This window comes from Pseudomonas graminis (assembly GCF_001705435.1).
Classification (GTDB): Bacteria; Pseudomonadota; Gammaproteobacteria; order Pseudomonadales; family Pseudomonadaceae; genus Aquipseudomonas; species Aquipseudomonas graminis_B.
The window spans coordinates 437,674-458,181 of sequence record NZ_MDEN01000068.1 but is presented as its reverse complement, the minus strand read 5'-3'; the positions used below and the strand labels follow the sequence as shown (position 1 = coordinate 458,181).

The 20,508-nt window shown below is 51.3% G+C and carries 15 protein-coding genes and 1 pseudogene; 9 read left to right on the top strand and 7 right to left on the bottom strand.

Going from position 1 to position 20,508, the window contains the following annotated elements; all coding sequences use genetic code 11:
- Nucleotides 1-134: 134 nt before the first annotated feature.
- The gene (locus BBI10_RS22055) at nt 135-839 is read right to left on the bottom strand and encodes a DUF6710 family protein (RefSeq protein WP_065991725.1); all 705 of its coding nucleotides are present in this window, start codon (nt 837-839) and stop codon (nt 135-137) included.
- Between the two features lie 236 nt (nt 840-1,075).
- Nucleotides 1,076-1,636, bottom strand: a complete 561-nt coding sequence (locus BBI10_RS22050; RefSeq protein ID WP_065991724.1) for a 3'-5' exonuclease — start codon at nt 1,634-1,636, stop codon at nt 1,076-1,078.
- Between the two features lie 537 nt (nt 1,637-2,173).
- On the opposite strand from BBI10_RS22050, the gene BBI10_RS22045 reads away from it, so the two are divergent.
- Both BBI10_RS22045 and BBI10_RS22040 read left to right on the top strand, forming a co-directional pair.
- Nucleotides 2,174-2,635, top strand: coding sequence for a hypothetical protein (locus BBI10_RS22045; protein WP_065991723.1), 462 nt, complete (start codon nt 2,174-2,176; stop codon nt 2,633-2,635).
- Between the two features lie 230 nt (nt 2,636-2,865).
- Nucleotides 2,866-3,918, top strand: a complete 1,053-nt coding sequence (locus BBI10_RS22040; RefSeq protein ID WP_065991722.1) for a hypothetical protein — start codon at nt 2,866-2,868, stop codon at nt 3,916-3,918.
- Nucleotides 3,919-4,256: 338 nt separating this feature from the next.
- Here the strand turns inward: BBI10_RS22040 and BBI10_RS22035 are convergent, their stop codons facing one another.
- A complete protein-coding gene (locus BBI10_RS22035) occupies nt 4,257-7,040 on the bottom strand; it encodes a tetratricopeptide repeat protein (RefSeq protein WP_065991721.1) in 2,784 nt (927 codons plus the stop codon).
- A gap of 481 nt (nt 7,041-7,521) precedes the next feature.
- Between BBI10_RS22035 and BBI10_RS22030 the strand changes: the two genes are divergently transcribed.
- Nucleotides 7,522-8,727, top strand: a complete 1,206-nt coding sequence (locus BBI10_RS22030) for a HEPN domain-containing protein (RefSeq protein WP_065991720.1) — start codon at nt 7,522-7,524, stop codon at nt 8,725-8,727.
- An 801-nt stretch (nt 8,728-9,528) separates the two neighbouring features.
- Nucleotides 9,529-9,723, top strand: coding sequence for a hypothetical protein (locus BBI10_RS22020; protein ID WP_065991718.1), 195 nt, complete (start codon nt 9,529-9,531; stop codon nt 9,721-9,723).
- 161 nt (nt 9,724-9,884) lie between these two features.
- Here the strand turns inward: BBI10_RS22020 and BBI10_RS22015 are convergent, their stop codons facing one another.
- Together BBI10_RS22015 and BBI10_RS28120 are read right to left on the bottom strand one after the other, a co-directional pair.
- Nucleotides 9,885-10,454 carry a hypothetical protein gene (locus BBI10_RS22015; RefSeq protein WP_244160415.1) on the bottom strand — a complete coding sequence of 190 codons (570 nt, stop codon included), beginning with the start codon at nt 10,452-10,454 and terminating at the stop codon, nt 9,885-9,887.
- 269 nt (nt 10,455-10,723) lie between these two features.
- Nucleotides 10,724-10,942, bottom strand: coding sequence for a hypothetical protein (locus BBI10_RS28120; RefSeq protein ID WP_065991716.1), 219 nt, complete (start codon nt 10,940-10,942; stop codon nt 10,724-10,726).
- Between the two features lie 323 nt (nt 10,943-11,265).
- Here BBI10_RS28120 and BBI10_RS22005 point away from each other — a divergent pair, with 323 nt between their 5' ends.
- Nucleotides 11,266-11,976 carry a hypothetical protein gene (locus tag BBI10_RS22005; protein ID WP_065991757.1) on the top strand — a complete coding sequence of 237 codons (711 nt, stop codon included), beginning with the start codon at nt 11,266-11,268 and terminating at the stop codon, nt 11,974-11,976.
- Nucleotides 11,977-12,168: 192 nt separating this feature from the next.
- Here the strand turns inward: BBI10_RS22005 and BBI10_RS22000 are convergent, their stop codons facing one another.
- A complete protein-coding gene (locus BBI10_RS22000) occupies nt 12,169-14,169 on the bottom strand; it encodes a 3'-5' exonuclease (protein ID WP_065991715.1) in 2,001 nt (666 codons plus the stop codon).
- 500 nt (nt 14,170-14,669) lie between these two features.
- On the opposite strand from BBI10_RS22000, the pseudogene BBI10_RS28390 reads away from it, so the two are divergent.
- The 4 genes and pseudogenes from BBI10_RS28390 to BBI10_RS27370 form a co-directional block, all read left to right on the top strand.
- Nucleotides 14,670-16,078, top strand: a pseudogene (locus tag BBI10_RS28390) (AAA family ATPase); the annotation flags it as partial.
- A gap of 47 nt (nt 16,079-16,125) precedes the next feature.
- Entirely contained in the window at nt 16,126-17,169 is a 1,044-nt protein-coding gene (locus BBI10_RS28115) for a hypothetical protein (protein ID WP_244160414.1), read from the top strand.
- Nucleotides 17,170-17,409: 240 nt separating this feature from the next.
- Nucleotides 17,410-18,807 (top strand): AAA family ATPase, encoded by a 1,398-nt coding sequence (locus BBI10_RS26845; RefSeq protein ID WP_083233221.1) that lies wholly within the window; start codon nt 17,410-17,412, stop codon nt 18,805-18,807.
- A gap of 13 nt (nt 18,808-18,820) precedes the next feature.
- Nucleotides 18,821-19,597, top strand: a complete 777-nt coding sequence (locus BBI10_RS27370) for an HNH endonuclease (protein ID WP_122240965.1) — start codon at nt 18,821-18,823, stop codon at nt 19,595-19,597.
- Nucleotides 19,598-19,698: 101 nt separating this feature from the next.
- Here the strand turns inward: BBI10_RS27370 and BBI10_RS28755 are convergent, their stop codons facing one another.
- Entirely contained in the window at nt 19,699-20,436 is a 738-nt protein-coding gene (locus BBI10_RS28755; RefSeq protein ID WP_141695242.1) for a histone-like nucleoid-structuring protein, MvaT/MvaU family, read from the bottom strand.
- Nucleotides 20,437-20,508 lie beyond the last annotated feature (72 nt).

Sequence of the window (20,508 nt, the reverse complement as noted above, 5' to 3'; positions counted from 1 at the left end):
TATTTCAGCAATCCTACCCCATTGGAATGCTAAGCAGAATCTAGATAGAGCACCTTTTAAATACCTCATCGCGATGTCTACAGCGGCAGACGATCAAGCTCCCACAGCGATTCTCGATGGTTTCAATGCAGCCTTCACGAGTGTTGTGCACCCATAAGCCTACCAATCTCAAAAACTGCAGCGCGCCTTACGTCGGTAACAGCCTCGACCTTCTCTCCATTGTCCGTTTCGTAGAAATACGCCCCGTCGCAGTGAAGGCTGTCCAAGAGGTGACTCATGTCGTACACCTTTTCAGGGATGACCTCACCCTCTCCAGCCAGAATCCCTGCAGCGATCGAGTGATTCCCTCCATATACAAAACCGATACCCCAAGGTAACCAAAGATGCACACTATGATTATCGTCCTGAACCCACGGCCCTTGATAGTTACGGCTGTAGGGCCTTGTAGATGTCTGGCTCATGGCGACGGGTGCTTTGGCGGAGCCAATAGTCGCCAGAGCTGAAACGTAACCTCGGAGACTCCATGGCCATGGAAGCACGATATCCCGGGAAAGCTTGAGGACGTACTGGTTTTGGGGAAGTGGTCGGCCAAGCCAGCGAGATCCAGAGGTGGAGAATAATCTGTCGCGCACGGCTGATCCAAAGAACCAAGCACCATCAAGGTTTGGCAGCGCGTCTTGACCACGTTCAGCTACCGCTAGCAGATGTTCGGACTGAAGCGGCCTGAGGATTGCGCGGATCAAATCAGGAAGACCTTTTGGATTGGTCAGCGCAATCTCCTTAGCGACCTTCATGAGGTGGTTGTATACCGCAATATTGGTGCTGTCGGTTGTGTACATGGAGCCCTCTTTTGGAGTGATACCTCCTATTCAACGGTAAGCGGCCCACAAGCGCGCACCGTCTAACGGATCAATCACACCCACTGCTATTTTCGATTGTCCATTGATTTTCCTGAGATACACGATTTCAGTGTCAATCCCAGCTTCAGCAACCACCATGGCCCATTCTGATCACCGGCTAAGCCCTCAAGCCAAGTTGGTAACAGTAAAGTGCTTGGCAATCCACCCACAAAAATTTACGAGCGCTTGCTAGCAACCAGCTTCTGTCGAATCAAATTGAACAGCTCTGCCTGATACACGGCATCGTCCAACGCATCGTGATTGCCAGACGTTTTAGGGCTTACGACCTTCTCAATCTCGCTCGACCGAGTCGATTTCCAGGTGCACTGGGCGGTACCGAAGAACATCGATTTGATGTCCAACGCTGCGATGCCAAATGGGTTCTCACCGAGGTACTGGTGGAAGTAGTAATTCACGAAGCTCCAATCGAAGGATGCATTGAAGCCCACGAACACTACCGACTGGTCTGCACCGGCAAGAGACTCAACCCAAGCCTTGAACTGTGACATTGCCTCAGTTGGCTCCAAGCCCTCTTTACGCAGCTTATCCAAGGACAAGCCCGTCACCTCCAGAGCTGCAGGAACGAACTTTTCAGAGATCGGTTTCAGGTAGCAAGAAAACTGCTCCTCCGGGTTTGAGGTCAAGCACGCCCCGATTGACAGCATGCTGTACTTCCCGGGAATTGGGCCTGAAGCCTCAATATCTACGGAAACGAAAATTTCTTTGTCGGCGTTCATAGTTACCCCGTTTGAGCAGTTGCCAGGCTGACAACCACAGCGTCCATTACCAGACACCAAAATGCTGGAAATGATCGGCAGGCAAATTCGATGGGAGAGAAGGCAAGTCGCCCCGCCCTAGCCCCATCAAACCCTTTCACCGACCACGGTCTTGGTCGATTACTTGTCTTCCATCACCGGAGACGGCCGCATCGACAGAATCGAGTCGGTCAGATCTTGAAAGGTCAGCGGCCTGTTCGGGAAAGCCTTTGCCATCGCAGTAGGATACAAACGAGTCCGGATACGGGGTATTCGACGCCTGCGATAAGCAGGAAGTCCCCGTCTTGGTTGTGCGCGGCATCAGCGATTACGGCGACATCACTAAAGACAATGCTTTCCATAAGATAGCCTCGGAAGCGGCAGCCATCGTGACCCTTGACTACGCCACGCATGGCTGGAGTCGGCGGATTTAACTACGGTCAGGGGCCGACAGACTCAACGATCGAGGTGACCACGCGATCGCGACTGACGGCCCCTTTTAGACTAAGAGATTAAGGCATGAAAAGATCAAACCCGATCGAAAACTACTTTGACGAGTCAGCCAAAGAGTTGCTGTTTTCACTGGTGGATCGTAAAAGTCCGTGCGGCATCGCGAGCGGTGATGACGATACTTACATGCACACCATATCTGCGGTGTTTGGCTTATTCGCGTCCCTGCTGGACGAAAACACACCAGATCTTTACCCGTCTGAATGGCAAATCATTGCAGAGTCTCAGCGAGAAAGTCAGGGCGCACATCGCTTACCGCTGAGTCCAATCGAGTTGAAGTCACGGCTGGTCGTAGGTGTTGAAGACGTATCGGATGGACGCGGGGAAATCTCAAGTGGCCTGGTGGCCAATAAGCTCGCAGGTTTCAGCTCAGCGCAGCTGTGCTCCGTAGCTGTCCATGTCCAGCGTTACCATGTAGCTAGGAAGCGGGGTCAGGGTTACAAGTTCCCTGAGATCAAATTCAAAGGATGATCCTTGCTGGCGGAAGGAGCTCCCTCAAATAATAAAGGGGGGCGCGCTACCTTGATGCAGGATGTTTCGGCTGAGGGTTCGTCGCAGGGCTACGGTGAAGATGCAGGTCACTCTGAACAGAGAGGCCATTAAGTCGAACAAGATGCCGGTCACAAGAACTCTAGGGCGCGGCCAACCTCCTCACCCATGAGTTTCGTCACGTGCTGGCATCATATTTAGGAACGAGTCAGATGGATCTATTTACTCCAGTTGTCCCTGCAGAGCGGCAGCATGAAAACTTTAGACGCGTTCTGGTGCCGGGACGAATCTCCGAAAGAGCAGTCGTGACAGGTTGGTCTGAAGGTTTTCCAGATCGTGATAACAAATTTATAAATGAGTTCCAGACGACATTTAATTCGTCATTTTGGGAGGTGTATTTATACGGAGTATTTAAATCTTATTCGTTCGACATGGATTGGTCTCAGGCGCGCCCTGACTTTTGGCTCTCGACACCACACGGAGAGATTATAGTCGAGGCTGTTACCGCGAATGCTGCAGAAGGTAAGGAGCCTGAATGGGACAAGAAACGCCTGATGAGTGACCCAGTAGCTAGAAAGGAATTTTGGCCTCTTAATCGCGAAGCAATCATTCGCCTTTCAAATGCTCTGAGCTCAAAGGTGAGAAAATACAACAAGAGCTATAAAAATTTGTCCCATGTGCCCGGCAAGCCATTTGTGATAGCTGTAGCTCCGTTCGAGCAGCCAGATTTCCAGCACCAATACGATCGTGCCATGCGGGCCTTGCTGTACAACGACTACGTAGATGAGACAGCGTACTTCAAAGATCCAGCCCAATTCCCGGACGGCCCACCTAGCGTTAGGCTTGATGAAATCACAAAGGACAACGGCTCGACCTTCGATTTAGGTATTTTCGAGAATGATGATTGGGCGGAGGTTAGTGCAGTCATTTTTTCTTGTGTCGCGACGTGGGGAAAAGCAGTTGCGATGTCAAACGACCGCCGTGATGGATTCATCATGGCGAGTTGGGGCACTGATGTATCCGGCAAGTCAGAGGCAAGGAGGAGCCGGGTCGGCATCCCTAGTGAAGAGATTCATGACGGACTTCAGATATTCCACAATCCACACGCTTCAAATCCAGTAGACCTGCGAGTCTTTCGTCGGAAGGGGGTAGTACAACACTATCTATCTGAAGGGGTTTGGATACGCGAAGGTTATGACAACTGCCTGCAATTCAGATTTACCTACGCATCAGGGTTACCTCTTACAGACTCTCCGCACAGGTAACAGCTTTCCGAACGTTAGCGAATGACGCAAGCCTCAGCACCCATACTAACAAAATGGTGCCACAGTGCTGGATCCAGGTACCTGCGCAGCAGGGCTGCGCTGAGTGCCGCGACGTATAGGTTCTGGTGGGTGCGCTGAGGATGGCGGGGTCGCGTTGACTGTGGGTTAGGGGTTCCCAAGTTCGATTTGTTCAGTGATGTACGCCGCTAAAATACTGGCTAACGTTGAGGCAGATATGACAATCCTTCAAAAGGCGCAGGCCCTCGGGTTGCCGACGTAAATCATCAGCACCCCGGCCGCCAATTTCGGCGGCTCGCGGGGGATGTACCTCATTCAGCTCAAGATCGATGCTCAGCAAGTATCGTCTCTCCTATGGAGAGCTTTTTCTGAACCTTAGCTTTCAAGGTAGTGCTCAGATAGGGCATGGCCTTGCGATAGTTTTCAAGTGCTAGCTCTATGTGCCGCACATCACCGCCCCTCTGGCCCAAAGTGAAAAATGCATGCCCAAGCCAGGCGGTGGTTCTTCCCCAAGCAACCGCATCGCGCTCAAGGGTGCGCTCCAGCAAAGCCCCCTGATAAGCCTCGATGGAGGAATGTAGGGATCCGAGGCTTGCATCAAAGTCCGCGAGTGCACACAGAGCATTACCCAAATTATGTTTCGTCATCCCCCAGTCAAGGGGGACGCGCTCTCGCGTTCGTTCCTCCAGAGAATCTTCGTATGCGTCCACAGCCTGCAAAATCAGAACTGAGTCCTCTTCCCGACTTCCGAGCTCCAGAAGTACGTTGGCTAGAATGTTCTGCGTTCGAGCCCAATCTAATGGTACGCGTTGCCTGGTACGCTCTTCCAAGGCGGCTAGGGCTGCCTCTAACGCCTTCTCAAGCCATTCAGAGCTGCCATCACGGACGGCAAGCTGAAAATACACATGAGAGAGATTATGCTGCGTGTTAGCCCATTCGAGGGGAATGTGCTCTCGCTGCACGTGAGACAACGCAGCATGATATGCCTCAGCCGCTTGATGGAAGAATTCGAGATTTTCGGTATGTTCACCCAAAGCGAGTAGAGCATTGGCGAGATCGTTCTGCGTGATGCCCCAGTTCAAAGGTGAGTCCTGCGTGCGCTCAGCCAACGCTGCTCGGAAAGCCTGAACACTTTGCTGAAGGAGCGAGAGGTTATGTTCACGCTCACCAAGGACACGTAAAGCATTCCCCAGATTATTCTGGGCTCTTGCCCACTCGTGTTTCATTCGGGTGAAAGCAGGTTCAAACACCGCTTCCTGAAGACAGTCTACCGCTTCGTGAAGCCGGGTCACACCGCTCTCACGCTCCCCTGCAAGGCGCAGCGCCGCACCAAGATTACTTTTTACGATAGCTACCGTGACTACGTCCCCCGCATCGCTGAAAAACTGCAAAGGGAGGGTGAAACAGTCAACGGCCTGGAGTAGCAAATCCTGTCGGCTATCTCTGATGCCCAAAGCCAGGCGCACTCCGCCGAGACCAATGAGAGCGTGAGCATATGTGGCTGAAATCGAGTCGCTAGAAGCCAAGGCGTTCTGATACACCACCTCTGCTTGTCGAAGAAGTTCGTCATGAGGCACGCGTTCGCCTAACACTACCAAAGACTTCCCTAGCCAGAGTAACACCACACTCCCATTCTGACTGTCCACCGCTTGATCAGCCCAGATACAAGACAGTTCTACCGCTACTTCCAGCGGAAAGTTTAATCCAAGCATTTCTCCCTTCCGGAAGTAGTCCTCCAATCGATTCATGAAGGCGAGGCTAAGGAAAGGGGCTTCCGGGTGATCAAGCGAGATGAGTTTCAGCACCTCATCAGCCACTCGCCGAGGGTTTTGCAGCAACGTGTACTGCGTAATCGAAGCTTCGAGCAGTTCCGTGCGCTGACGTTTGATCGACTCACGCGCATCAGCCTCTTGCTGGTCAAGGGATGCAAGGGCTTGCTCAATCGTCGATGCGCCCTGTTCAAGCTCTCCAGTTTCAATGGACTCTCGAACTCCAGCCATCGTCTCATTGACCAGTTGATCCCGACATTGAGCAGCGTCTGCGGTTGAATTCATTTTTTCTATTAAGGAGAGGTCGTAGTCCAGCTTTTTGTATGCTTGCGACGGATCTCGCACGATGTCTGGATAACGGCGCTTAACCAATGCAAGGATTGCTTTATCCGAAGCGGGACTGCCACTGTCGCTGTGGTGAGCCATGACCAGCTTGAGGAGGTGAGCAAGCCCCCCCTTGATCTGAGCAAAGTTCTCGTTGGCATCGGAGAAACCGTTGTCAACCTTGGAGCCAAGCTCCTGTAGTAAATCGACAGCGATCTTCAAGCGCTGCGTCAAGATGGCATCAATGTCTCTGACCCAAGACTGAAGTCCGTCAGCACTGGGCATATCCCCTAGCGTCTCGAGAATGATGTCGATGCGTTCGTCCAGCCCTTCTAAAGCCTTCAGGCACTCCCGCCCTAGATCTATTCCGAGGCTGCTGACTGCGATCTGAAACGCCTTTTCGGCCTGCGGGTATTTATTCGGGGTCTGAATAGTCTCAACAAACGTCAAGTAGACGAGGTCGCCAAAGGTCATCCGAGCAGTGCCCCCGGGGATGACAACTCCAGCCTCAGCCGTCTGAGAGTACAAGTCGGGAATGTCACTTGGCTCACAGCTTACGATTTCGGCAACGATGTTGCGGAAAGCTCGAGTGAGTGGGTCATCGCTTTCGACCTCTTTACCTATTAGCGTCGCGGGAGCGTTGAGCACTACACGTTCAAAATGGTGATCAATCGGTGAGGCCAAGAGAGGGATTCGACGATCAAAAGCGATAGCGCGCAGCTCTTTGAGTCTTGTCTGAAGGATGCCTGAGAAGGTGTTAACAGGAGCCGCCTGCCCATCAGCCTCAGGCGTTTTACAGGCGCTCAAGACCGTACGGTCTACCTCCAGGGCTGATTCGATCCAAGAGATCCTCAAAACGCGAAGCAAGTCATCACGCGCTCCAAGCGAGGAGAACGGATTGTGGTCGTTCAGCCGTGCTGTGATGTCTTTTCTTTGCCGCTCGGGCACCAGCTTGATCAGCGCCGGTAGGCTTTTGACTACCGTGCCGACCAGCTTTACCGTCCACACCATTCCGCACCCCGCTGCAAAAAATTGCCGTAGCCTATCAATAAGTCGTCTCTTCCGTGTAGCAGGAGATAGAGCGGCCATGTGGAAAATGCGTACTCGGTGCCCCCATGATCGAATACTCGCGGCGACTTGGATGACGAGGGGTGGCGAAGCTGGTATGAGCCGAGCAGTGGTAAGCATGATGAGGATGCTCGACCGACTATGAGACATCCGCTTTCTAGGCCTTAGGCTGGAGACTGGGCCTTAGTCGCCGTCAGCAATACTTCTGTCCCCTCAAAAAGTTGGGGAGAGTGCGGTCAAGCCTCTGCGTTTACAGATGATTTTCACTCAGAAGCGCCCTCCGCTGGGTGAGACCTAACCGGCCGTTCTGTAAATCTCGAAATTACATCGCGTCAACCTGTAACGACCAGATGATAACGTTACGGCGGGAGCCTAGTAGGCAAGCGAACGGCAATTGAAGGATGATCAGCAAGGGAGTGTTGCGATGAGTTTTACAGAAAAAATGAGCGCCATGATGGAGCTCTTGAGGCTGATCAACACCGATGACCTGATCAAGGAAACATCGTATAAGTCTTGGACATCGCTAGACGGCACATCGATTGTTGCAACGGATAGCAATACCTATTTTATAGTGATCGAGCTTTTAGCAATCGAAAATTCGACAATAGCAAGTAGATTCAGTCGCAAGACTATTTACAAGTTCATTGAAGACCGCTTACCAAAAATCAAACGTTCTGGAGAGATCCCCGTTTCCGCTGAGGTATTTTTTTCAGAACTCCTGGAGCAACAACCGACGTCAATGAAGATCACCGTTCCCATTTCGGGCATTCGCCTAGACGATGGCATACGTGAGTTCGAGCTGGCGTGCTTCAATTTTGGATATTTGCAAGATTTAGAAATGCCTTTGGCCAACCAAAAAGGCATGTACATCAGCACGACTATCAGCGAGGTTTACGATAAAGAAATCGCTTATGAAAAGGCCGAAAACGCATTCCTTAACTTTGGTAAGCTGATCGTTTTTCTGGCGGGAAAACAGGACAAAAGCATATTGATTGAGACCGGGCTTCCGCTAAAGCCAGATATGTCTCATGAGCTAATGTATGTGAGCACTAACTCTTATCAAATTCGCGACGCCAAAGGTTTTATGTCGACGGGCGATATCCGGAACAAAACGATAGAGAAAATTCCGGTAAACAATCAGTTCTTTACTTCGCGTGAAGAGCTAGGAAAGCTTTGGGGGCTATACGAACGCAAGCATAGAGGCGCTAAGCTTCAGGATCTGGAAGCAAGGATTTTGAATACTGCCCTCGCCCTAGGTGAGTCGGCGTCAACCAAGGACATGCGCAACTCAATACTCTATACCTGTATAGCACTGGAAGTTTTGTTCTCCCACAATGACGCATCGCTCTTCCAGAAAAGCATTGGTCAAAACGTTGCCGACCTGTTTGCATTTATCGTAGCGAAAGATGTTAACGGACGGAAGCACGTTGCGAAGCTAACCAAGAAGGTTTATGGGATGCGGTCAGCGATTGTCCACGGTGGGGATAAGGAATTGTCTAACGACAACATTACTGTAAACCACTTCATGCGTGGTGCGCTTACAGAGCTTTTGACTGCCGAGCGCTTCAAAGATACAAAGCGACTTTCCACTATCTACGACATGATGCAAGACGCTCAATACTCTTACTGAAGTCAATTAACGTGAGCGTAGCTATCGTGCGCTCACGTTTATAAAATAATCCAGAATCTTTCTACCCAGCACCTCCTTACGTAAGTGCGGCTAATTTTTAAGGGCATGCCTAGAGGTTACGCTTTTTCGTCGGAAACGCTTCCCCCGAGCTGCTTATCACCTTGACCCCCCTGGTCATCTTTATATCCCGACTACATCCAGAGGAAATGAGATGACGAATTCATCCTTGCCTAGCCTCCAAAAACACACGTTGTCTGACCCTGCAAACCACACAATGGTCACGTGGATTGTGTGGCGAGAGCTGTCCGACGAGGGGAACAGCACGTACAAAGCAAGCATCCATGACGACAGTCTTGATCTGCTTCTGGTCGGCTTTCTAGGGCAAGATTTAGAGCTTACGCATGACATGCTCTTGTTTAACGATGAGTGGGCGCCAGAAAATATCTGCGGGCTTGCCCGTGCTGGGGAACACGAGGCGGAGGCGGAGCATGCGCAAAATGTCTTATGGATGTCTTTGACGATGACTTGGATTTGTGGCGAGAGTCGGCTACCGGTTGCAAATCGATTCCAAAGAAGCTGGTGCTGTCCCGTGAGGTGAACATAACGTTTGCGTGCCCTGCCGGGACGGCTGTCGTAAATCAGGCCCGGCGATGCTCGCCGTTGTCCTGACCCTGCCGGGCTTCCATCCTCACGTCCGCGCGCTCCGCTTGCATAGAGATCGAGGTCACTAGCTAGCTTGGACATTCCCTGCGGCTACCACATACTAGCTTCCATCCATCGTGGAGTGAGGTTACGCAAAAAATGGCATGGTCATTTTGGAAGGACAAACGCCCTGCCTGGATACAGGCGGAGGAACGAGATTTTATCAAAGCAGCCAACAGCCTGAAGACACTGCAGGTGACACCACGAGGCGGCATGAGGATTGACCCCGAAGAACTGAGAGATCAGATCCTCGCCGCACGAGAACAGTACAAAGATTTGGTCAAGAAACAGTGATGCTGGATGTCCTACCTATGTTGTAGCTGTGGCTGAAGCCGCACCGGGTCGCGAGACACGTGCTGACCTAACGAAGGAGGGTCGGCAGAGTCGAAAGGCGAGCCTCTACGATACCGGGCACCTCCACCACTGAACTCTCGCGGGGCCCACGCAGGTGGATACTAAGGTTTCCACGCACCGTATCCTGCTTCCAGCAAGCGCACTCGGGGGTGCTGCTTTGGAGGCTGCTGGATTACCTCGAGGAGCTTCTCTTGCAACCAGAGTGCATCCTGCGTAGAAAACGAGTAGCCCATCTCTTCAAGTTCTAGTTCGAAGCCGCCCTCCTCTATGGTTCGAACCGCAACAAAGGTGCCTGCGCTTTGCGTACCTTTAAGAAGCTCAATGCTAGCATTCTCAACGGGAAAAACACCGGTAGCACTGAACTGCCATGCGCCATGCGAGAATCGATACTTTCTTTTGAGCAGGCCCTCGTAACGTAGTGCTGCCGTCGCGCTTTCTACTTCCGTTTGCTCCGTCATGGCCAGAGCTTCGGAAAGGCAAAAGGCAATATCCGCCGCTACTTCCGAGCCGACATAGATTCCTTCGAACTCAAACTCAATACTCGCGCCCCTTCCCTCGATAGCTGCAACACGGCATTCATAGCGATCATCGAACTCCCGGCCCCGCCAGCAGAGAAATTCCCGCTTGAAAGAGAGAGTGCTAGTCAAATCAGGTGACTCAAGCATATGCATTTACCGTCTCGGCTAAATACAAACATAAACGGTTTGTCATTCAAAAAACTTTAGCGGACATGAAAATTAATTATGACAACGCTGCCGCGATGACAGGAGCGTTTGTAAAGTTGTCTGGGCGCGTCCTCCGGGACGGCTGTGGTGAACCGAGCCGCTCAACGCGGCTCGGCCCGGTGGGCTTCCATCCTCGCGCCTCGGCCTTTCGGCCTGCGAGCTCCGCTTGCCAGTTGCATCTGACTCGGATGTTGGAAGGTTTCGACTTAGAGGTATCAGTGTGGCCGCCGGCCGAGTCCGCCTTCGCAACGGATTTGCTCCTCGACGAATTCTATCGACGAGTCCAGCTCGTACTGTATCTCTTCGAAGACTGCGCCTAGTCCAGGATGGCTGCCTGATGCTCGTAGCTCAGCCACTAAAAGAATGAGCTCTCGCCCCTTGGCTATAGGCATCTGAACGTTGCAGTAAACAGTGTCCTTGGTGTCACGAGTCATAAAGCCTCCAGTTTGCAATGGATGGTAGCTTACCTGGATGGTAAATCGTATTTGTGGTGATGGAAGCGCCCGAAGGGACGGCTGTCATGCACCAAGCCGCCTAGCGGCGGCTCGGCCCTTCGGGTTTCCATCCTCGCCTCTACGGCTACGCCTGCGCGCTCCGCTTGCCTGTTGGATCACACATATCGCCTGTACCATCAAGTTTGAGTAATAGTCGCCCGAAGCAGTAGGCGCACAAACTGATCCGCATCTTGACCTGGTAGGTTTCCATACGCCCGGCTAAGACCTTGCTAGCCTATCCAATGCTCATAGAGAGGGAATTCATGACCTGTATTCTGGTTGCTCATCTAGGTGATGAGGTCATCATCGCGGCTGACAAACGTGTAACCCAAATCACTGAGAACGGCGCAAGAGTCCCTTGCGGTGACAATGAAGAAAAGCTCGTCAGGACAGAGACTGGCGTCATCACCGGCGCCGGCTCGCTGGCGATGCTGGATCCCGTCAAATCCCTCGCTAGAGATCGTGGTTTCGACAGTTCTGATGTCGTACTGAAATGGATCTTGAACACCCGCAAATCATTTTCAGAGGCGCATGCCAACAGCCCTCGCCTGGCAGCAGATCTGGCCGAGACATCATGGATGTTCACATACCCGACTGTGGTGAATGATCAGCCCGTTACACGGTTCGTCTACTTCCACCAGCATCACAGCACCGAATCGTTATGCGTCCTGACCGAGGGTAGAGCGATGTGCTTCCCGGGTGGCTTCTCCATGGAGCAAGCTCAGGCATTACAGGCCAAGCTGCAGGCTGTGGTTACTAAAGCCCTCGAGTCCCTGCCAGCCAACCAAGTCAGACAGACGGTGGTGTCTGGGATGCTCACGTTGATGAGTGAGACTGCAGAGATCAGCGAGACTGTTTCGAGCACCTGTGATATTGCGGTTATAAACGGTAGGCAGGTAGATATAGCTCTGTCCGTCACGGAAAGTAATGGTGTTCGGGAGTTTATTCCGATGGCCCACGTAGCAGCTTCGTGAGCTGTGCCAGGCTGCAGGCAAAAGCTGGGCGGCCTACGGGCCTCCTGAGCTAAGCAGCCAAGGTATCGGGCTGTATTACACCGTCGCCACCATTCCTGGCTGTGCGCTCCACTTGGCAGACATCCCAGACCATGTAAATGCATTCTGATCGCCCCTGCTCTCGAAGAATTCGGTAGCTGGGACGATGTTTACTTACTTCCGGAAATCGCGAAAGTAGGGTTGGCGCTCGTCAATCTTTTCTGACGCTTTCGGGAAGCTCTTCGCACCACCCTTCGACTCGTCTAGGAACCAGTAGCAGTGGAGCTTCGCCCTGGTGATAGCCACATACGCAAGCCTCATCACCTCTTCTCCTTGTGCCAGGTCATATGCCCTCGCCTCACCATTCATCTCGAGCTTGGCTAAGGCATACGCTTGATTGCGCCAATCGGACGAGGTCAACTGCTCACAGTCGCCTAACATGAACACGGCGTCGGCCTCCAATCCCTTGGAGCCATGATAGGTCATGAGGCGAATTTGGTCGGGGTGCTTGTCATCACTTGCTCGCTGCTTGAGATGGCTTATCAGCTGACCCGCTTCTTTCAGCGTCCTTCTGGATCGAGACAGCACCATAATCTCGTGGCCGCGCTCGTAATGTTGCTCGACCAGATTAACAAGCTGCTCGTCATCTCTGTCCCATAGCTGGACTGGGTCATTTGAATCCTTCACATCGGGATGCGCCGCTTCGCCATGCTTACCAGGGATACCTCGAGTGTGCTTCACGATGCTTTCAGCAGCGTCAATGACCATCTGCTGAGATCTGTAATTCTGCTGTAACTTAAGATCTAGAGTTTTAGGAGATGGAAAGTATTGCTTGAAGTGCTGGAAGAACTTGGGTGAGCTTCCTCTCCATCCGTAGATGCTCTGCCAATCATCCCCAACCGCCATGAGAGAAGGACAGATCAGGCCACTGGGGGAATGGAAATTTAGCTCACGCTTGCGAAGCTCTCCCAGGACACCGCGCAGCCAGCTAATGGTATTCGCGCCACAATCTTGGAATTCATCCACGAGGGTAACCATCTGAGCGCCCAACACAGAACTGGGGATTTTTTTGAAATTATCCTCCGCATGCTCGTTAAACATCGAAAACATTTTGTTAAAAGTGAAAACTGGCGGGTTCTGATTGGACAAGAAGTCTTCAAATGCCGGCCAGAAAATACCGAGCGCTTCAAAAAACTTTGCCTCAATGGCGTTTTTCTTGAAGTCCATACCCTTGGTGGCGACGGGAACAGCCAACCCGAGATTCTCTAAGAAAGAAGCACAGCTGTGAAACGCCTCCATGATCGGGGCTGGCTTGATATCCCCTCCGACCTGATAGCTAAACTTCGGGACACCTGAGACCTTACCTCGCAATGTCTCAAGAGAATGCAACGCATCGGCATAACTGGTGAAGTAGAGGACTCGCTTCGAGAAGAACAGCTGGAAGAAGATTCTCCGCATGTGCAATGCCAGAGAAAGCTTGACCTGTTTTTTTCCATCTTTAATTTTGATTGTATCTGGCTCATTTGCGTCAAGCCCGAGCACCACGTAGGCATTCAAGTCTTTAGCATAGCCATGGGCATGGAACGTCTTCCCGAAGAGGGTTACCGGCTCAAGCTCCGCGTTGATCCCTGGCAGAGGCCAATGACCAGCCTTCCGCCATAGCGCCTCTACCGCCTGGCAAACATCCTCATCCCGATCCGAGCAAGCTTTGATGGCAGAAATGCGTTTAGCGTTCTCTGGATCATCAGGATTTAGGCGATCCCCTACTCCGATACCGTGCTCGAACAATGCCAAGATGAGCTCTCGGAAGCGCTTGTCAGTTTCGAAGAGATTTTGATAGCACCGATCCATCAAATTCAGCTGCCGCACGTTGAGCCGGAGGTCTAAAACATTTTCTGGTTCTTCGTCCTCGCCGATTGGATCCTTGCTAAGGAATTCAAAAGCCTTAGCGCCCTGGAGCTGCGGCGACCACCTGAAAAAATCTAGGATACGAGAGTGGAATGTCCGTACGAAAGATTTCCCCTTCTCTTCGTCCATAGGAATTCCCCACTTGGTGAACACCTTGACCACCTTGGAGATAAAGTCGAAGCGAGAGTCACGCGTAAACGTTACGACGGTGATTTTTGATTCAGGTACTTTCAGATAGTACCGCAGCACGAGAAGGCGCAGAACCATCGTGGTGGACTTGCCACTAGGCGCTGCGCCACGATATGGAAGAAGGTAGCACGATGCCATACCTGATCAGCAAGCTGAGATAGGTGAGAAACTCCCCCAAGGCTCAGGGATATGTATCCACAAAGCCACCTCGATATCGCAGTAATGACGTTTCACCAGCACAAAATCATGATCATCATCGGGCTCAAGTAGCTCGTGGGTGGTATTCCAGTCGCTACTCCCACTACGCCACAAATGGACACATCCGCTCCCTTGAGCTCTGGGACTTGGCACATCGGCTTCAGATTGACAGAACTCGCCAAATCCAAAATAGTGGCACGATGACAGCTCATGCTCGCACCCGCTTACCGGACGTTATGAGCACAGTGCGCCTCCCATCTGCCTACAAGGATGTGAATATGCAGACCGAAATTGAGCGGTTCGCGCATGTCATTTTTGCCTCCAACCCAAACCAAAGGGATTTCTGGCTAGGTAGAAAAGCTTTATCAGCGGAGAGTTTGGTTGAGCGGTACAACGGCCTGAAGCCGTGCTTGCATGGCAGCGATGCGCATCAAACTGCCAAGACTGGGGCGCCTGATGGGAAGAGATTCAGCTGGCTCAAGGGAAGCCCTACCTTCGATACGCTTCGTCAGGCTTGTATCGATCCGGCAGGCCGGGCTTTCATCGGTGAGGAACCACCACCTTACGGAAATGCTTCCGAGGTCATCTCCCAAATCGATATAACCAATGCACCATGGCTCAAGACACCATCCCTGGCTCTGAACCCAGGCCTGATTGCCGTGGTAGGCGCAAGAGGCTCAGGAAAGACCGCGCTTGCTGACATCTTGGCGGCAGGCTGTGACGCACGAGGCAACGCAATTACAGGGCACTCGTTCTTGGTGAGAGCCCAAGACTACCTACAAAATGCCGAAGTGAATATCACCTGGTGCAACGGTGACACGCAAGCCAGCCCGCTCAACCAGACGACTGACGATGAGTTCGTGTACCCAAGAGCTCGGTAACCGACCATGTGGGGGCCTCCCAACGTCTCGAAGTCTTGGTGAGTGAACGGTGCGATTCATACAAGCGCGTTTTCTCTGCCCTCATTGCTGAGGAGCAAGTTCTCCAAGAGCTTTACTCGCCCATCAAACAGCGCCTGGAAAGTGCCCAAGGGACTCTGAACAAGCTTTCTTTCTCGGTAGCCCGAACTGTCGACATTGAGGCATGGTCAGCCGAGGGTGAGTCCTTGCTCAACCTATCTAAAAAGGGCCCTTTCAGAGGCCGAGGTACCTTGCGCGAAAAAGTGCTCGAGTCGCTGAATACTCCCTGGCTCTGCGGGGATGACGAGACCGTGCTAGCTGCGCTGAGAGAGTTTATTAAGAACTACCATGAACAGCTCGTTGAGCATGCACCAGTCGCCACATCGGATCTGGCAGAGTATCGGCGGTGGACGAAACGCTTAGCCCAATGGCTCTATGGTACTGACCACATTTCTGTACGTTATGCCATAAATTACGACGGCGTCGAAATCCAAAAGCTCTCTCCTGGCACCAGAGGAATTGTGCTGTTGCTGCTTTACCTTTCGCTTGATGCGAAAGACAGCCGGCCACTGATCATTGATCAGCCAGAAGAAAATCTAGACCCCAAATCGATCTACAACGATCTCGTTCCATTGTTCATGGCCGCCAAGTCGACTCGACAAGTCATTATGGTGACCCACAATGCCAACCTCGTCGTGAACACGGATGCCGACCAAATCATCATCGCCGAATGTGGCCCTCATGGTAACGGGCAGTTGCCTCCTATCACCTACTTGTCAGGAGGACTTGAGGACAGGTTGATCCGGGAGCGGGTATGCGAGATTCTCGAAGGTGGTGAGACCGCGTTTAAGGAGCGTGCTCGCCGACTGCGAGTCCGGCTTTCACGGTAATTTCCAAGATCGCTGCTCGCTATGGTGTTTTGTCATCGAGCGGCGGATTGGAAACATTATCAATGGTGAGCGGCCATCTTTTGGAGCTCATAAACAGGGATTTCGGTAAGGAGAAAGGGATGTCAATGCGGGATAACGCTGTAGCTTCCATCCGGCTTGGAGTGGAGGATTTCAGGGCTGCAGAACACGATGAGGCTCGAGCTCTCTCCTCTATTCGAAATCTGACATCGGGGCTTTTGTTGCTTTTCAAGGTCAAGTTACAAGCTATGAGCACACCTGGTTCAGGTGAGGCGTTGCTCAAAGAAAAAGTGACGCCCATCATGGGGCTAGATGGTCAGCCCATTTGGATGGGCAGTGGAAAAAAGACGGCCGATGTACAGACGATAATTTCTCGACTCAATGGGTTGGGAATCGCTGGAGTCGAGTGGAAGCTGCTTGAAGCACTCACCAGCACAAGAAATGATATCGAACACTATTACAGCACCCGTCCGACATCTGTGCTGCTGGAGACCGTGGCCAACTGCTTTCACCTGATACAACAGTTTGTTCCGACCCACCTAGGGATTAGTCCAGTAAGTCTGCTTGGGAAAGACATCTGGACGTTTCTAACTGAGCAGGAAGCTTTCTACGAGCGAGAGCGAAAAGCGTGTATGGAATCACTCAGTATCGTCTCTTGGCCCTCGCAAATTCTTGCAACGGCTACAGAGCATCTGAGTTGTCCTAAATGCAGGGCGAAGCTCATGAAAGCCTCAGGCGACGTCGATACACATTCTCTAACAACGTTTCACTGTACCCGATGCGATGCCACATCGCAGTTTGGTGATGTGGTCGACTCCATGCTCACAGGAAAATATTTCACAGATCTTTATATTGCGGCCACTCAAGGTGGGGAAGGCCCTCTAGACGTCTGCGATAACTGTGAACGTGATTCCTACGTTATCGAGGAAAACCAGTGCGCCATCTGCGGAGATGGCCCAAAAGCCCCCGCATGCAGGCAATGCGGGACAATACTTGATGACGATGCGGACATTGAAGAAATTCATTCGGATGCACTGTGCGACCATTGTCGCTACATACTCGAAATGGATTAGTGAAACGGCCTGAAGGTCAGTTGACACAACCAGATCACAGATGCACTGACTAGGCGATTCGCTGACAAGGCCGACCTACTTGATTGATGCGCCTCATTAGCCAATCAAATGCGGTTGAGATAATCCTTCGAAGCAGATGAAACTATTAGCTGACAGGGTGGCAAAGCGCTATCAAAATCGATACCATCCGTAGGATGCTATTTTGCTTAACAACTTAATGAGTTAGAAAGGACTCTTGCAATGCGGATTCGTGAAATACATACCTCCGTTGGATTCACAAATGGGCTCGGAAAACATGATTTCAACACTAACAGAATAGACGTTATTACAGGCGCAAATGGATCCGGGAAGACCATCCTTCTGAACTCGATTCTGGAATTTTTCACAGAGAAACGAAAACATTCAGTATCCACACCCTCTGTGATTTATACTATTGACAATGTTAATTACGGTGATCCCGCCAAAGCAAAACCTCTAAAACTTGTCGCTCAAACATTCAGCCCATTCAGTAGATTCCCGCCTCCCAAACCAACTCAAAAATCGTTACTTGAACGTTACACTACTGAATCACGATCTATAATAGATGAATATATTTGTGCAGGAATTCATCGCAGCACTAGGTCAATTGGCCCCAACCTCTCCAAATCAGTTTTAGAAAATTCGATATTTAGGCTGAGTGAGTCATCTGAATATACTGGAGCCTTGGCCCACGCCTTATCAATTTTAAAGTTCAGCAGCAAACTCACCTTTATATATTCATCAAGAAAAATATTGACAGGTATTTTTTCTGCAAGAGACCGGAAAACGGCCATTCTAAACCTGATCACAGAAGCGATCAACGCTGTCCCCATTGGTGCAAAGCCGCGCTCACCACTGGCAGTTGAAGCATCACTATCCGACCACTCAGCCTTAGCCAGTCTAATTGAAAGTGCAATGGAGCAACTTGAACGAACAACATTAGACTACCGACATTTCGAACTCAGCTTTGACTTCAACAATCGGCACCTTCTTGACTTTGCGACACTTCAGTCCCTGGCTTTTTTAAGAAAACTCGGGTTTTTGAAAATCGTCAATTGCTTCGTCGGATCAGAACAACATCCGGGCTCGGATATTGCCTACTCAAGTTCTGGTCAGCAGCAAATACTTTGCTCACTACTCAGTTTAGTCTCCTCGCTATCCGATGGCGCGGTGGTATTGATTGACGAACCTGAGCTGAGTCTTCATCCCACTTGGCAGCAACTCTATTTCGACATCCTACTGGCTTCGATCGCCCCGTTCAAAAACTGCCACGTAATCATAGCAACGCATTCGCCACTCATTGTACAACGTGCTCAGAACGCTGGTGCAGGCGTGATACGCATGGGGACGAACGTCCGGGAGGTAGATTTAAAAGATGAAAGAGCTTCTGTGGAGGATGCGTTGCTAGACATTTTCGAAACTCCAATCACTGATAGTGTAGAGATGGCCAGTAAAATATTTGATGCTGTAACCGAAGCGGAAGGCGGCTCTAAAGCGGAGCGAGCGTTGGCCTTAGAAAAGCTCAAAAGGCTTCAGCACATTTATTCGGGCGGGCCTACGCGAAGCGATAAAGACCTGGCCATGATCAATGATGCTTACAGAATGCTTTCTGAAGATTAATTCGGGGTGAGTGATGAATAGAGCTAGGCCACCTATTTTCAAAACTCCAAAATCGTTCACAGATGATGAGCATCAACTGCTCAAGACGAAAGGAGCAGCTGACAAGAACTTTTGGGAAACGAAAGTACCTGCCGATAAAGCTGTGATTACTAGGTTCAAGAACGAGATAAAAGACCACTACTGGCACGGTCAACTTAGGCGTTGCTGTTACTGCAGTTCGGAGCTCCAAAGCCACAAGGCGACTTATGATGCCGAACACATTATAGATAAGTCTGGACATCCTCAATTCATGTTTGAATATACAAATCTGGCTGTTGCATGCAAGGTATGCAATCGAGGGAAGTGGGATGCTGAGATCACTGTGGGCCCGCCGACCACACCTGGCCCACCATCACTATCAAACGACTATACAATCGTGCACCCGCACTTGGATGAGTGGCATGATCACTTAGAGTTCGATCGTTGGAACCGAATACACGCCAAAGCAAACAGTTCAAAAGGAACGCGCACTATTGATCTTTGCAAAATTCACAACTTGAACGCTGCTCGCTTGGCTGATCGCTTCGCCACCGACCGTAAAGAGGCAGAGACTTACCTTCGTCAAATTTACGCAGAGAAAAGCATCCAAAAAAAGGAAGCCGCACTAGCCTTGCTGCGTAAGCTCGCTGACCAATACAACTTGCCACAAGCCAAGGCGGTTGTAGGGGCTGTCGAAGAGGAAGTTCTAAGGATTCGTCAAGAAAGTGAACAGTCCGAACTTGAGCTGCACCTACTGCGCCAAGCTGAGTAGCAAGATTTCAATTGGGGCACAGAGGTGCGCATGGCGAACGGATAATTTTAGCCCCTTAAGAAAAGAAGGGCCTACTGGCCCTTCTTTACACTCGGCACACTTTAATTCGAGAGCCAGCTCTCAACTTGATCAGAGCCGTATTCAGCTTTCCATTCCTTCAAAACCTTGTGGTTACCGCCTTTGGTTTCAACGACCTCACCGGAGTGCGGGTTTTTGTACACCTTAACGGAGCGAGCCTTCCGGGTACCTTTGGTCTCTGCGGCTGCAGGGGTGCGGCGGGTTGCGGCCTGAGGATCAAGGATAGCGACAATATTGCGGAGGCTGTAACCATACTCGCCTAATAGAGTGCGGAGCTTCTGCTCGAACTCTATCTCGCGTTTGCCGAAATAATCCTCGACCGAAGACATTAATGCCCCGTCGCGATCGTTGACTACGACTGATGCTTCGTAGTTGCTCGAAAAACCTCCAGCAGTCATGTTCGCCGAACCAACGATCACTTTATGGCCACTTAGCCCACGTACCGCATAGATTTTTGGGTGGAAAGTGTCTTCGGTATTGCTCAGATACAGTTCCAGCTTGGTCGGAAATAGCTTTTCCAACCCGAGCAACTCAGAAAGAATCTCAGGATCGGTAACGAACAGGCTCAAGCCAATCGCGACTCGAGCCGTCATCCCGCGATCAATAGCTTGCTTGAGAGGCTTCAGAAATGTCTCGCCAACCGACAACTTGGCAAATGCGACCATGCATTCCAAATGCTGCGCATCAGCAAGCAGCCCGATGATCTCGTCTCCGTGACCAGTGTCATGGCCGTTAAGTAAAAGCTTTAATCCTTCTGCCATCTCATCTCTCACTGTCTATGCCATGACTTGCTTTCATCAGAATTGAAGGGCTGTTCAGGTGCCAAAGAGATG

What these genes read in the sequence shown, in the direction of transcription:
- BBI10_RS27370 (WP_122240965.1), top strand. Translation starts at nt 18,821, where the DNA reads ATGAATAGAGCTAGGCCACCTATTTTCAAAACTCCAAAATCGTTCACA.
- BBI10_RS22045 (WP_065991723.1), top strand. Translation starts at nt 2,174, where the DNA reads ATGAAAAGATCAAACCCGATCGAAAACTACTTTGACGAGTCAGCCAAA.
- BBI10_RS22020 (WP_065991718.1), top strand. Translation starts at nt 9,529, where the DNA reads ATGGCATGGTCATTTTGGAAGGACAAACGCCCTGCCTGGATACAGGCG.
- BBI10_RS28120 (WP_065991716.1), bottom strand. Translation starts at nt 10,942, where the DNA reads ATGACTCGTGACACCAAGGACACTGTTTACTGCAACGTTCAGATGCCT.
- BBI10_RS22000 (WP_065991715.1), bottom strand. Translation starts at nt 14,169, where the DNA reads ATGGTTCTGCGCCTTCTCGTGCTGCGGTACTATCTGAAAGTACCTGAA.
- BBI10_RS22030 (WP_065991720.1), top strand. Translation starts at nt 7,522, where the DNA reads ATGAGTTTTACAGAAAAAATGAGCGCCATGATGGAGCTCTTGAGGCTG.
- BBI10_RS22040 (WP_065991722.1), top strand. Translation starts at nt 2,866, where the DNA reads ATGGATCTATTTACTCCAGTTGTCCCTGCAGAGCGGCAGCATGAAAAC.
- BBI10_RS28755 (WP_141695242.1), bottom strand. Translation starts at nt 20,436, where the DNA reads ATGGCAGAAGGATTAAAGCTTTTACTTAACGGCCATGACACTGGTCAC.
- BBI10_RS22015 (WP_244160415.1), bottom strand. Translation starts at nt 10,454, where the DNA reads ATGCATATGCTTGAGTCACCTGATTTGACTAGCACTCTCTCTTTCAAG.
- BBI10_RS22035 (WP_065991721.1), bottom strand. Translation starts at nt 7,040, where the DNA reads ATGGTGTGGACGGTAAAGCTGGTCGGCACGGTAGTCAAAAGCCTACCG.
- BBI10_RS22005 (WP_065991757.1), top strand. Translation starts at nt 11,266, where the DNA reads ATGACCTGTATTCTGGTTGCTCATCTAGGTGATGAGGTCATCATCGCG.
- BBI10_RS22050 (WP_065991724.1), bottom strand. Translation starts at nt 1,636, where the DNA reads ATGAACGCCGACAAAGAAATTTTCGTTTCCGTAGATATTGAGGCTTCA.
- BBI10_RS26845 (WP_083233221.1), top strand. Translation starts at nt 17,410, where the DNA reads ATGCGGATTCGTGAAATACATACCTCCGTTGGATTCACAAATGGGCTC.
- BBI10_RS22055 (WP_065991725.1), bottom strand. Translation starts at nt 839, where the DNA reads ATGTACACAACCGACAGCACCAATATTGCGGTATACAACCACCTCATG.